Source organism: Hymenobacter antarcticus (genome assembly GCF_039539545.1).
Classification (GTDB): Bacteria; Bacteroidota; Bacteroidia; order Cytophagales; family Hymenobacteraceae; genus Hymenobacter; species Hymenobacter antarcticus.
Genome location: NZ_BAABDI010000032.1, coordinates 47,107 through 59,489 on the forward strand (window position 1 = coordinate 47,107; position 12,383 = coordinate 59,489).

Sequence of the window (12,383 nt, forward strand, 5' to 3'; positions counted from 1 at the left end):
GGGCCGCCCCGGAAGGGTCCCGTGAGGTTTACCGTCCGCGCCGTCCCTCCAAAATCCGGAAGAACGAACGAGTCTGCACCTCTTCCAAGGTCAAACCCGTGGCCAGAATCTCCTCTTCCGAAATCGCGCCGCAGTTCAGGGCTTTGAGGAAGAAATTGAGCAGGCCCTGGCCGGTGGCGGCATCGTCGAAAATATCGCCGGTGAGGGTGGAAATGGCCGCCCGCTCCACGAAGGTTTTCAGGCGGAGCAAGGCATCGTCGTAGCTCCCGAGGAAGAAGTTGTAGGTGGCGGCGTAGCGCATCGGCAGCTGCGCGGGGTTCAAATCCCAGCCCTGGTAGAAGCCGTTGATGAGCGAGTGGGTGCTGTGGTGGTAGGCTTGCCGCCACGCATTATGCACCGACTCGCGGTTTTCGCGCAGCTGGGCGAAGCTCAGGTTGTCGCCCCGGTGCGGGCCAATGGGCATCACGTTGGTGGCTCCATCCGAAAGGAAGATGCCGGTGCCGCCCAGGGCCACTTTGGTCATGTGGTGGGCGAAATCGTTCACGGGGTGGCCCATGGTCTGATACTTGGCCGTGATGCCGCAGCTCGCGGTGTAGTCGTAGGTGCCGAAGTGGGCCGCGACGCAGCGCCCCTCACTGGCCCGGATAATGCGCAGGAGCGGATTACGTCCCTCCTCGTCCATAATAATCTGGGTGGCTTCCACCATCGTCTCCATTTTGAGGGTGCCGGGGGCCAGACCGTTGGCCTTTTCCAGCAGCTCAAACAGGCGCACCATCGTCGTCATCTGCTCGGGGATAGTCACTTTGGGCAGCATCACCACGAAGTTGTCGGGCAGCTGGCCGCCGGTTTCGGCCAGCAGCGCGGTCAGGAAAATATCGAGCGTGCGCACGCCGCGCTGCTTCAGGTCTTCGGTGAAGGGTTTGATGCGAATGCCGATAAACGGCGACAGCGTGCCCTGCTGCATGCCTTTGGCTACTTCCTTGGCGGCGCGCACGGCGGTTTCGTCCTCCTCGGCATCGGGCCGGTTGCCGAAGCCGTCTTCGAAATCGACGCGGAAGTCTTCCACGGCCTCGCGCTTCAGCTTCGCCACGATTTTGTTGTACACCGAGTAAGCCAGCCAGGCGGGCTCCTGCTTGCGGTCCTCCGGACTCATCGCATCGAGCCGGGCGGTGAGGGCGGCCACGTCGGCTTCGAGGTGCGGCAGGTGCTCGTGGTTTTTGAACTGCAGCGCCCGAGCCAGCTCCACGAAGTTGGGGGCGTAGGTGAGCAGGTTGTTCAGGGCTATTTCGCCCATCCGCACGCAGGTATCGGCCTTAAAGAGGTTGGCTCCGCCGTACACGGTGTGCACGGGCTGGCGGTCGGGCCGGTCGCCGGGGTAGGTGTGCTGGAACTTGAGGTTGGCCGCGCCCAGTTGGTCGAGCAGGGCGGCTTTGTCGGATTCGGGTAAGCTGAGTTTCATGGTGGGAATTGATGATGAATTGGTTGTTCGTTGTCAGACGGTTTAACCAGAACGTCATGCTGAGCTTGCCGAAGCATCTCTACCGCAATAGTAAACTTGATTACTTACGCGGTAGAGATGCTTCGGCAAGCTCAGCATGACGTTCTTGGATTCTGCCATCACTACTTCATCACGAGCCGCGATAGGTGGAATACCCGAACGGATTCAGCAGCAGCGGGACGTGGTAATGCTCATTACCCGCCACGTTAAACACGATTTCTACGAAGGGATAAAAATTAGTCGTGCCGTCCTGCGCGAAATATTCCTGGGTGTAGAATTTCATTTTATAAACGCCCAGTTCCACCTGCATTTCCTTGGGCAATAAATCTGTGATTCGGCCGTCAGAATTCGTTGCGCCGCGCGCTATTTCCTGCCAATTATCACCGTCCTGCCGTAACAGTGCAATAGTGACATTCGCCGCCGGCTTGCCCTTCGTGGTATCGAGAATATGGGTGGTTATCTGGCTCATGTGGCAAGTAATTTTTCGAGGCGAATTCGAGTGATTTTATCCTGCTCGGCAGCAGCAATTAGTATTTCCGCTTCCGGCTCATTCGGCAGGCGTGCTTGCAGCAAAGCCAGCATTTGCTCGGCCGTTTTGCCAGTGGCGCACACGATAAAAATGCAGCCGAATTTGCGCTCGTAGCCCTCATTGCCCGCCGCCAAAGCTTCTAATGTGGCTTGTGAGGCTTCTTTTACGGCTGCCTGCTCCCCTTCGGCCCAGGTGCTGGTACTGGCGAATTTCGCCCGCAACGCGTCCACATCGCCCCCAATTTTGGGGTGGTGGGTGAAAGCTTCGCGCCAGTCGGCTTCGCGCAGGCTATTCCAGTTGGTTTTGGCCTCGTCCATCAGGGTTTCGACGTCGGCCGTGGGGAATACCGTGAGCATATTTTCGACCCACGCCGTGGAGCCGCAGCATTTTTGCAGGGCTTCGGCGAGGGCGGGTTTGGAGAGGCTGTTTAATTCGGTCAGGGTCATTTGAGAAACATTAACGAACGTCATGTCGAGCGGAGCCGAGACATCTCGCGCGCTTCACTAAATCCTACGATTGATTTACTACCGCACGCGAGATGTCTCGGCTGCGCTCGACATGACGTTCTTTTCTGTTTTGCGTTATATCACCGTCGGAAACCGGTTCACGTTCTTGTAATAGATGTATACCGACGGCTCCTGGCCCATGGCCGTGGCCCACTGCTGGCAATAGGGGGCCATCCAGATAGAGTCGCCTTTTTTCACCGGGTACCAGCACTGGTCGAGCATATAGATGGCCTGGCCTTCGAGGTACAGCAGGCCATGCTCCATAATGTGGGTTTCCACCATGGGCAGGTTGCCGCCGATGCCGTAGGTGAAGATGTTCACGGCCATGTCGAAGCCCGGCTCGTTCGGCAGCAATTCCTGGATGCGCAGCGCCTCGTCGTTCATGTAAACGGGCGCTTTGCTGTAGTCGCGCTCGCCCCAGAAAATGCCCGGCGTGGCGTGGTCCGCCAGCGGCTCATACACTTTATGAAACGTGAGCAGCTGCGTGCCGGCTTCGGGCTGGCTGAATTCATATGCCTGACCCACTGGAATATACACGTACTGCCCCACGGTCAGCGCACGGGTTTCGCCGCCCACCGTGGCTGTGCAGCCGCCCTGCACCACGTAGAAAAACACCTGCGAAGCCTGGGTTTCGCCCTTTAGATTACCGGCCTCGGTGAGGGTGATAAGTGTCTGGCACAGGCGCGCGCCCATCTGCTCGTTGATGATGACGTTGGTGGTGCAGCCGGTCCAGCCGGGCACGTTGCTGTTGATGTAGCCATCGGGGGCGATGATGGCGTGATTACGCTTCACGACCGAGCGGGTCAGGGCGGACATTTCCATTTTGGAATTAAAAATTAAAAATGAAGAATTAAAAATTGGTGCTTGAGAAATTAATTATGCGGCGATTATGCGGGCATTTTCAATTCCTCATTCTTAATTTTTAATTCCATCAAAAACCGGTCGGCTACTTCGAGCGCCGCGGCCAAATCAGCCAGCTCCACGTCCTCCAACGGGTTGTGACTGATACCCTTGAAGCACCGAATGAACAGCATCGTGGCCGGGGCCACGGCCGACACTGGCACGGCGTCGTGCCCCGCGCCGCTCACCAGCGCCAGCACTTCGTGGCCGGCATCGGCGATGGCCTGGGCCAGCAACTCGTTCAGCTCGGCGGCGCAGGCTACGGGCGCGGTTTCCTGAATCAGGTTCCAGCTCAGCGCCACGTTGCGCTGGATGGCCAGGGCTTCGGTGTAGGTTTTCAGGGCCTGATAGGCGTCGGTCAGTTGGATGGCATCGGGGCTGCGCAGGTCGAGGCTGCACCTTACTTCGCCGGGAATGACGTTGCTGGCCGCGTGGCTCAGACTGAGCTTGCCCACGGTGGCTACCAGGCCCTGGTCGTGCTGGAGGGCAAACTGCTCGGCGATGAGGACGAACTCGGCGGCGGCGCACAGCGCATCCTGGCGCATATCCATCGGCACGGTGCCGGCGTGGCCGGCCATGCCCCGGAACGTGAGCTCGGCGCGCATCTGGCCGGCAATGGCCGTGACCAGCGCCACCGGAATCTGCCGCTCCCAGAGCACTGGGCCCTGCTCGATGTGCATCTCGAAGTAGCCCAGCCAGTCGGCGGCCGGAATGGCATCGGCGGCAATCTGGGTGGCGTCGGCTTCCATTATTTCCAGGGCGCGGGCCAGGGTGATGCCGCCGGCATCGGTGCGCGCCAGTACGCTGGGGTTGAAGGAGCCGGCCACCACCTCGCTGCCCAGGTACGTGGTATGAAACCGCACGCCTTCCTCATCGCTGAAGGCAATGAGCTCGATGTGAAAGGGTAGCTCGGCTTGCTGGGCCAGCAAATGCTCCAGTAAATCGAGCCCCATGAGCACGCCCAGCGGCCCGTCGAACTTGCCGGCGTTCACCACCGTGTCGATGTGCGAGGCCAGCACGAAGGTCTTGGCCTCGGGGTTTTTACTAAGCAGACAGGCCCGCAGGTTGCCGATGCCATCCACGCGGATAGGCAAGCCGGCCGCTTCGAGCCAGCTCTGCACGAGGGCGCGGCCCTGCAAAAAGGCCGGCGTACCGAAGGTGCGCGTCACCCCATCCGCGTCTTCGCTGATGGCCGCCAATTGCTGAATGCGCCGCATAATTCGCTCGGCGCGGATGGTGTATTCCTGCTGCATGCAGCTACCGGGTTAAGAGTTGGCCGTGGTTGAGGTGGAGGAAATTCGGGCGCTGATATACCCGTTCACCCCGCAGAAACGTCTGTTCCACTACTCCCCATAGTTCCTGGCAAATGTAAGGCGACACTTTGTGTTTATGCTGAATCAGGTCTTCCTGCACCACGAAGGTGCTTTCGGCATCGAATACGATTAAGTCGGCATCGAAGCCGGGCGTGATTTGGCCTTTACGCTGGCTCTGGCCCGCCAGCTTCGCGGGGTTTTCGCTCAGCCATTTCACGATGTCGCTTAGGGTAGCTCCGCGCTGGCGGGCGGCCGTCCACAGCACCGGCAACGCGAATTGCAGCGAGGCAATGCCGCCCCAGGCGGTGGTGAAGTCGCCGCTTTCGAGCTGCTTCAAATCGGGCGGCGCGGGCGAGTGGTCGGTGGCCACGAAATCAATAATACCGGCCTGCAAAGCGGCCCACAGCTGGTCGTTATTGGCCCGCTCGCGGATGGGCGGCGCGCACTTGAACTGCGTCTGGCCGTCGGCAATATCTTCAGCATTGAAATACAAATAATGCTGGCCGGTTTCCACGGTCAGGGGCAGGCCTTTCGCCTTGGCAGCCGCGATGGGCGCGATGGAATTGGCCGACGACAGATGCACGATGTGCACCGGGCAATCAAACTCCTCGCACAGGCGAATCATCAGGGCTATGGCATCATCCTCCCACTTTTTGGGCCGCGAAGCCAGGTAGTTCGGGTACGAGCGGTGGTCGTTTTTTTTCCAGTCGTCGTTGTCTTCGGATAATTCGCAATGCACCAGCAGCGGCAACCGGTGCCGCGCCAGTATCGGCATCACCCGCCGCAAATCGTCCTCCGTGGAGTTGGGAAAATCATCAATCCCGGAGTGCGTGAGAAAGGCTTTGAAACCCAGCACGCCGGCCGCAATCAGCGGCTCGATTTCGGCGGCGTTGCCGGGCACCACGCCGCCCCAGAAACCCATGTTGGTGTGCAGCTGGCCCCTGGTCGCGGCCCGCTTCAGCTCCAGGTTGGCTACCGACGTGGTGACGGGCGCCGAGTTCAGCGGCATATCGACCAGTGAAGTGAGGCCGCCCGCCAGCGCGGCCCGGGTGGCGGTGTCGAAACCCTCCCAGTCGGTGCGGCCGGGCTCGTTGATGTGGACGTGCGGGTCAATCACGCCGGGCAGAACGGCGTGGTTACCCACGTCGAGCACGGGGCCAGCTACCGGCGCGTCAAACGGCAGCAGGTCGGCAATCTGGCCGTTTTTGATGGTTACCACAGCTTCGCGGATGCCATCGGGGCAGACTACGCGACGGCTTCTCAGGGCGAGGTCGAACATGGGGCAGGATTTTGCGCTAAATTGGAGGCTTTTTCAGCCCGGAATTCTTTAAATCTGATGCGTATAAAACCAGGAGCCAACACGTATGGCAAAAATGCGGTCAACCTCTCGCGTATTATTCGCCACGAAGATTACCATGAATTTCGGCAAGTATCGGTGAGCGTGGCCCTGACGGGCGATTTCGACACCGCGCATACCGTGGGCGACAATGCCCTCATCCTCCCCACCGATACCCAGAAAAACACGGTTTACGCCCTGGCCCGCGAGCATTTCACGGGCCCCATCGAAGCCTTCGGGCTCACGCTGAGCCAGCATTTTCTGTCGCGCAACCCGCAGGTTTCCCAGGTGCGCGTCGAGCTGGTGGAGCACCTCTGGCAGCGCATGGCTTTCGATGGGGCGGCCCACCCGCACGCGTTCACCGGCGGGGGCTCCGAAAAGCGCACCACGGTGGTCACGCGCACGGCGGCCGGCACCACGGTCGTATCGGGTCTGAAAGGGCTCATGCTGCTAAAAACCACCGACTCGGCCTTCGTGGGCTATCCCAAAGACGAGTTCACGGTGCTGCCCGAAACCACCGACCGCATCCTGGCCACGGAGTGCGAGGCGAGTTGGGAATACACTTCGGCCGGGTTGGATTTTGAGGTATTACACCACCGAATCCGCCAGTCGCTGCTGCGCACTTTTTCGGAGCACAAAAGCCTCTCGGTGCAGCACACGCTGTATGCCATCGGCGAGAAAATCCTTCAGGAAAACGATGAGGTGAAGGAAATCAGCCTGATAATGCCCAACAAGCACCACATTCCATTTAATCTGGAGCCTTTCGGCATGGCCAATACCAACGAAATATTCGTGGCTACCGATGCCCCGTTCGGCTACATTACCGGGACCGTGACCCGGGAAGAATAAGCGCCGCCATGCCCGCCTCCCCCCGCGACCTGCCCATCTGGACCCTGGCGGCCACCAGCCTGCGGGCCGGCACGCCCGTGGCCCTGCTGTGCGTGCTGCGCAGTGCGGGCAGCAGCCCCGGCCGCCAGGGCTTCAAAATGGCCGTGACCGAAGCCGCAGTGGCCGGCTCCATTGGCGGGGGCATCATGGAGCATAAATTCGTGGAGCTGGCCCGGCAACGCCTGCGCGAAGGCGACCCCACTCCCCTGCTGCGCCCCCAGGTTCATCGGCGCGAAGCCCCGGCCGACCGCTCCGGCATGATGTGCTCGGGGGAGCAGGACGTGCTGCTCTGGCCCCTGACGGCGGCTGATGTGGCCACCGTGGCGGCCATCGTAAATGCTTTGCAAACGCTCAGCGGTGGCTTTTTAGAACTAAGCCCAGACGCCGGGCTTCGGATTGATGCGGCCGAAACCGAAGCTGCCTCAGAAGCCGCGGGAGCTGATTTTTACACCTACCGGCCGGGACCGGCATGGCTCTACCGCGAACGGCTGGGCTTTCGCGACCAGCTCCTTATCGTGGGCGGCGGGCACGTCAGCCTGGCGTTATCGAAGGTGGCGGCGGCGCTGGATTTCGAGCTGACCGTGCTCGACGACCGGCCCGACCTGCCCACGCTGACGGCCAACGAGGCCGCCCACCATCGCCGCGTCATCGAGTACGAAAATGTGGCCAGCGAAATCCCCATCGCCCCGCACCAGTACGTGGTGGTGATGACCGTGGGCTACCGCACCGATGCCGTGGTGCTGCGCCTCCTGCTGGCCCGTGCCCGGCAGGCCCGTGCCCGGCAGGGCCGTGCCCGGCAGGGCTTTCCCTACCGCTACCTGGGCGTGATGGGCAGCGCGGCCAAAGTAGCCGAGCTGCGCCGGGGCCTGCGGGAAGCCGGTTTTTCAGCAGAAGAAATTGCCACCCTACGCGGCCCCATCGGCCTGCCCATCAACAGCCAGACCCCCGAGGAAATTGCCATCAGCATCGCCGCCGAAGTGATTCAGGTGCGGCGTAGCGCGGACTTTTAGTCCGCGAGCACTCTACCCTACTAAAAATTTGGGAGCGCCACAGCAGCGTCTGAAGCCACTTTGAATCAACTCGTGCTTCGACATCGGGTCGCCCAAAAAATGCCTCTAAAGGCTGAAAATATAAGTTGATATAAGCGGCCGCGAGGGGCCTCAAAAAAATAGTAGGGTAGAGTGGTCCGCGAGTCATCCGTGGCGTTTTGCGCACTCGCGGACTAAAAGTCCGCGCTACTGCCGACTAGCGTTCCGTTTCGCTGGTTCCGTTTTGCGGAACATTGCCCTTGGCAAATTCCTCCGTGAAAATGCGGTAGCGGTCCAGAATGGAGCGCACGGAGCGCCGGAGCACGATTTCGCCCATGGGGCCCTCGGGCACGGTCACGCCCGAAGCGTAGCCGTTCCAGACGGCGCGGTTGGTTTTCACGTCGATGAGCGTGACCAGCAGTGTGCCCTCGGCCAGCAGCAGGCGCACGGGCTGGTAGCCCTGGCGCTGGTCGGTAGGCGTGTCGTCGTTTTCCTCGATGTTGCGCTTTATCCACACGCTGAGGTCTTCCTGGGCAAAGCCGTGGAAATTCATGTCGCCCTCGTACACCCGGAAGTTGACCAGCATATCGGGGCGCCGCCGGGCCAGGCGGTAGCCCTGGGCCAGCAGGCGCTGCTGAATGGCTTCGCGCAGGGACTGCCCCAGCCGGCTGCTGTCGGCGGTGAGGCCGCTGCCGGTCACGAAGTCATAAGTTCGGTAATGCCGAAAATTGCCCCGGTAGCTGTAATCGGAGTCCACGCGGGCCTCGCGGGTGGTCATGCAACCGGCCAGGGCCAGCCCGGCAAGCAGCAGTAGCGTAATCGTGGACTTCATACCGGCGGGGAATTATCAGGGCGAAACAGGATTACTAATCTACGAAACCTAAGGTACTTAGGGCTTGAAACGTGCTGAAAAGATTATGGTGAATTCACGGCTTGCGGCCCAGGGTGCTCAGGAGGCCGCTGGGCACACATTTGGGCGTTTTGCACGGGCCGGCTACCGGTAGCCGGCGGCTTGCAGGGCAAACCGTTCGGCGAAGCGCTGGAAGACTTCGTACCCGGCGCGGGCATCGGGGGCGGCGGCGGGCTCGTCGGAGATGAGCAGCTGGGCAGCGCGCATATAGGCCCGGCCAACGGTGATTTTCTTCCCTCCCACGCTGCTATATTTGACTTATATGGGACAACCTGAACTACCGCCGCGCCGCTACACGGCCGAGGAGTATTTTGCTTTAGAAACCCAAAGTGACTTGCGCCACGAGTTTTTTGAGGGCGAGGTGTTCGCTATGGCGGGCGAGAGTATCGCGCACAATACCATTGCGCTGAACGTGGCAATGGCGTGCCGCCAGGCATTGCGCGGCCACCAGTGCCGGGTGCAGATAGAAGGCATCCAGCTGGCCGTCGAAACCAACCGGCATTATACCTACCCCGACATTGTGGTGAGCTGCGACCCGCAGGACCAGCAGGAGAGCCGGCGGCTGCACCACCCGCTACTCATCGTGGAAGTGCTCTCGCCCTCCACCGAAGCTTACGACCGGGGCCTGAAATTCAACCAGTACAAGAAGCTACCTTCGCTGCGGCACTACCTGCTGGTGTCGCAAAAAACCTGGCTGGTGGAGTGGTACCAGCTGAGCGAGCACGGCGTGTGGGGCCACACCGCCCTGGCCGAAGCAGAAGACGCTGTCGTTATCCCGGAGCTCAATCTAACGATGACCTTGGTGCAGATTTATGAGGAGGTGGGCGTGGCTCCCATGAAAGCCGGATTTTGGGGAGAAGCAGAATAGGGTTTACCGGCGGTTAAGTACTCGTGCAGAAGTAAGCGTATGCCCCGGTCTGACCGCCCTAGGCGGTCTGACCGGTTGTCGTTGGACCGAAATCGTTGTTGCTTCAACCGGTCAGACCGCCTAGGGCGGTCAGACCGGCAGGCCCGACTCGAATACGATTATTTTTGCACAAGTACTTAACAGTAACCGTATCGAATAAAGAACGTCATGCTTCGGCAAGCGGACGCTTGCCGAAGCATGACGTTCTTTCCCCCTATTCTTTCCCTACCGATACCCCGCCGCCTGCAAGGCGAACAGCTCGGCGTAGCGGCCGCCATTGGCGAGCAGGGCCTCGTGCGAGCCAATCTCCACAAACTGCCCGTTTTCGATAACCAGAATGCGGTCGGCCATGCGCACGGTGCTGAAGCGGTGGCTGATGAGGACGGCGGTTTTGCCCTGGGTCAGCTCCTTGAAGCGCTGGAAGACTTCGTACTCGGCGCGGGCGTCTAGTGCTGCCGTGGGCTCGTCGAGGATGAGCAGCTGGGCGTCGCGCATGTAGGCCCGGCCGAGGGCGATTTTCTGCCACTCGCCGCCGCTCAGGTCCACGCCGCCGTTGAAGCGGCGGCCAATCATCTGGTCGTAGCCGCCGGGCAGCTTGGCGATGACCGTGTCGGCGAGGCTCTGGTGGGCGGCGGTTTCGATGCGGGGCTGGTTCTGGCGCTCTTCGATGCGGCCCACGGCCAGGTTCTGGCCGGCCGGCAGCTGGAAGCGCACGAAATCCTGGAAAATCACGCCGATTTCCTGGCGCAGCTCGGCGGGGTCGTACTCGCGCAGGTCGTGGCCATCGAGCAGGATACGGCCCTCATTGGGGTCATACAAGCGGGCCAGCAGCTTGACGAGCGTGGTTTTGCCCGCCCCGTTTTCGCCCACCAAGGCCAGCTTTTCACCGGCCTCCAGCGTGAAGCTGAGGTTGCGAATGGCCCATTTTGTACCATTCTTGTACTGAAAACCGACGTTTTCAAACTCAAATCCCTGCTGAATGGGCCGGGGGAAGGGCCGCGCCGTCTGGCCAGTGGCAGCCTGCCGCACGATGCGGGGCCGCAGGGCAAAGAAATCGAAAAAATCCTGCAAATACAACGCGCCATCGGCCACGGAGCTGAAGCGGCTGAGGATGCCTTCGAGCAGCGAGCGCAACCGGGCAAACGACCCGGCCAGAAAGGTGAGCTGGCCCAGCGAGATTTCGCCGGCCACGGTGCGGGCGATGATGTAGACGTAGGCCCCGTAGTAGCCCGCCGCGCCGACGCCGGCGAACAGCGCCCCCCAGCCGGCGCGGCGCAGCACGAGGCTCTTGTTCTGGCGGTAGAAGTCGTCGGACAGCTCGCGGAAGCGGTTTATCAGGAAGTCGGAAAGCCCGAAAATCTTGACTTCCTTGGCCGTTTCGTCGGATGCGCCGGTCTGGCGGAGGTAGTCGAGCTCGCGGCGCTCGGGCGTCCAGGAGTGGCTCAGGGAGTAGCTGCGCTCGTTGAAGTGCGACTCGCCGAGGAAGGCCGGCACCACGGCCAGCAGCAGCAGCCCCAACAGCCAGGGCTGGAAGGCCACCAGCCCGCCGGCCAGCAGCACCAGCGTCACGGCATCCTGGCCCTGGGCCAGCACCTGGCTCATGAGCACGGTGCGCGAGAGGGTCTGGCGGCGGGCCCGCTCCAGCTTGTCGTAGAAAGTGCTGTCCTCGAACTGGTCGAGGTCCAGTTCGGCGGCGTGGGCCATGATGCGGATGGACGACTGGTTGGCGAACAAATCACCGAGCAGCGAATCGAGCAAAGCCACGCCGCGCCCCAGGGCATCGGCCAGCAGCACGAGGCCGAACTCCACGGCCACCAGCGTGAGCACGGGCGTGAGCACCCGCGCCGGCGCGGGCAGCCTGGTGAGCTGCACTACGTCATCAATAATGAGCCGACCCACGTAGAGCATGGCCAGCGGCAAACCGGCCCGCAGCAGCCGCAGGGCAATATTGGCCAGCGCCAGCGCGGGGCTGGTGTGCCAGATGAGCTTCAGAAACGCCGGCAAGTGGCGCAGGGCCGACACCCGCTCGCGGACGCTCACGGCGGGCTTTTCGGGGCCACGGGAGGCGTTGGGGTTCTTGGCGGAAATGGATTTCAGGAAGTTGAGCATTGCCGGGGCCGGGGCAAGGTTGGGGCCGGAATGGGGAGGCGGCCGTTTTGGCAGGAGTGGGCAACAATTAATAACTGATGTTACGCGGGCTACTTTGGGTGCTTGTGTTTCAGGTTGTTTCTCGTGGCTGGTTTCTTGTTTCTTGTTGAATTTTAACCTGAAAACCGGCCCAAACACCTCAAACCAGAAACCAGCCACGAGAAACGAGAAACAGACTGCGTAACGTCAGTTAATAACCTGCTATGATGCACGTTTCGTTGCTGCTACCCATACTACGAAACGTGCATCATAGCCCCATTTCAATTGCCGATAACTATTTACTTTCTTTTCAACAGACTAACCGCACTATGTGCGCAAGGGTAAATTTGCGGCTTACCCCCTTGGTTCGATGTCGTTACTCACCCACTTAGCCGACGTGCCGGACTTCCGGCGGCAGAATAAAAACTTTCGCCACAAACT

General features: G+C 60.9%; 12 protein-coding genes. 3 read left to right on the top strand and 9 right to left on the bottom strand.

Annotated elements, in window-relative coordinates:
• Nucleotides 1–28: 28 nt before the first annotated feature.
• The 6 genes from ABD819_RS18045 to allB form a co-directional block, all read right to left on the bottom strand.
• Nucleotides 29–1,459 (bottom strand): DUF6986 family protein, encoded by a 1,431-nt coding sequence (locus ABD819_RS18045; RefSeq protein WP_345126515.1) that lies wholly within the window; start codon nt 1,457–1,459, stop codon nt 29–31.
• A gap of 169 nt (nt 1,460–1,628) precedes the next feature.
• The gene (gene uraH / locus ABD819_RS18050) at nt 1,629–1,967 is read right to left on the bottom strand and encodes a hydroxyisourate hydrolase (protein ID WP_345126516.1); all 339 of its coding nucleotides are present in this window, start codon (nt 1,965–1,967) and stop codon (nt 1,629–1,631) included.
• Nucleotides 1,964–2,473, bottom strand: coding sequence for a 2-oxo-4-hydroxy-4-carboxy-5-ureidoimidazoline decarboxylase (gene uraD, locus ABD819_RS18055; RefSeq protein WP_345126518.1), 510 nt, complete (start codon nt 2,471–2,473; stop codon nt 1,964–1,966). The genes uraH and uraD overlap by 4 nt, the downstream gene beginning before the upstream one ends.
• A gap of 135 nt (nt 2,474–2,608) precedes the next feature.
• Nucleotides 2,609–3,355, bottom strand: coding sequence for a (S)-ureidoglycine aminohydrolase (gene allE / locus ABD819_RS18060; protein ID WP_345126520.1), 747 nt, complete (start codon nt 3,353–3,355; stop codon nt 2,609–2,611).
• A gap of 65 nt (nt 3,356–3,420) precedes the next feature.
• Nucleotides 3,421–4,686 carry a Zn-dependent hydrolase gene (locus ABD819_RS18065; RefSeq protein ID WP_345126523.1) on the bottom strand — a complete coding sequence of 422 codons (1,266 nt, stop codon included), beginning with the start codon at nt 4,684–4,686 and terminating at the stop codon, nt 3,421–3,423.
• Between the two features lie 4 nt (nt 4,687–4,690).
• On the bottom strand, nt 4,691–6,025 hold the full coding sequence (allB, locus tag ABD819_RS18070; RefSeq protein ID WP_345126524.1) for an allantoinase AllB: 1,335 nt from the start codon (nt 6,023–6,025) through the stop codon (nt 4,691–4,693).
• A 57-nt stretch (nt 6,026–6,082) separates the two neighbouring features.
• Between allB and pucL the strand changes: the two genes are divergently transcribed.
• Both pucL and ABD819_RS18080 read left to right on the top strand, forming a co-directional pair.
• Nucleotides 6,083–6,931 (top strand): factor-independent urate hydroxylase, encoded by an 849-nt coding sequence (gene pucL / locus ABD819_RS18075; RefSeq protein ID WP_345126526.1) that lies wholly within the window; start codon nt 6,083–6,085, stop codon nt 6,929–6,931.
• A gap of 8 nt (nt 6,932–6,939) precedes the next feature.
• Nucleotides 6,940–7,980 (top strand): XdhC family protein, encoded by a 1,041-nt coding sequence (locus tag ABD819_RS18080; RefSeq protein WP_345126528.1) that lies wholly within the window; start codon nt 6,940–6,942, stop codon nt 7,978–7,980.
• A 235-nt stretch (nt 7,981–8,215) separates the two neighbouring features.
• Here the strand turns inward: ABD819_RS18080 and ABD819_RS18085 are convergent, their stop codons facing one another.
• Nucleotides 8,216–8,830: a DUF4136 domain-containing protein gene (locus ABD819_RS18085; protein WP_345126529.1), complete on the bottom strand. Its 615-nt coding sequence runs from the start codon at nt 8,828–8,830 to the stop codon at nt 8,216–8,218.
• Between the two features lie 162 nt (nt 8,831–8,992).
• Nucleotides 8,993–9,115: a hypothetical protein gene (locus ABD819_RS18090; RefSeq protein ID WP_345126530.1), complete on the bottom strand. Its 123-nt coding sequence runs from the start codon at nt 9,113–9,115 to the stop codon at nt 8,993–8,995.
• A 55-nt stretch (nt 9,116–9,170) separates the two neighbouring features.
• Here ABD819_RS18090 and ABD819_RS18095 point away from each other — a divergent pair, with 55 nt between their 5' ends.
• Nucleotides 9,171–9,776 (top strand): Uma2 family endonuclease, encoded by a 606-nt coding sequence (locus ABD819_RS18095; protein ID WP_345126531.1) that lies wholly within the window; start codon nt 9,171–9,173, stop codon nt 9,774–9,776.
• A gap of 264 nt (nt 9,777–10,040) precedes the next feature.
• On the opposite strand, the gene ABD819_RS18100 is transcribed toward ABD819_RS18095, so the two are convergent.
• Complete coding sequence (locus ABD819_RS18100) at nt 10,041–11,924, bottom strand: ABC transporter ATP-binding protein (protein WP_345126533.1); 1,884 nt, start codon at nt 11,922–11,924, stop codon at nt 10,041–10,043.
• Between the last annotated feature and the right edge of the window lie 459 nt (nt 11,925–12,383).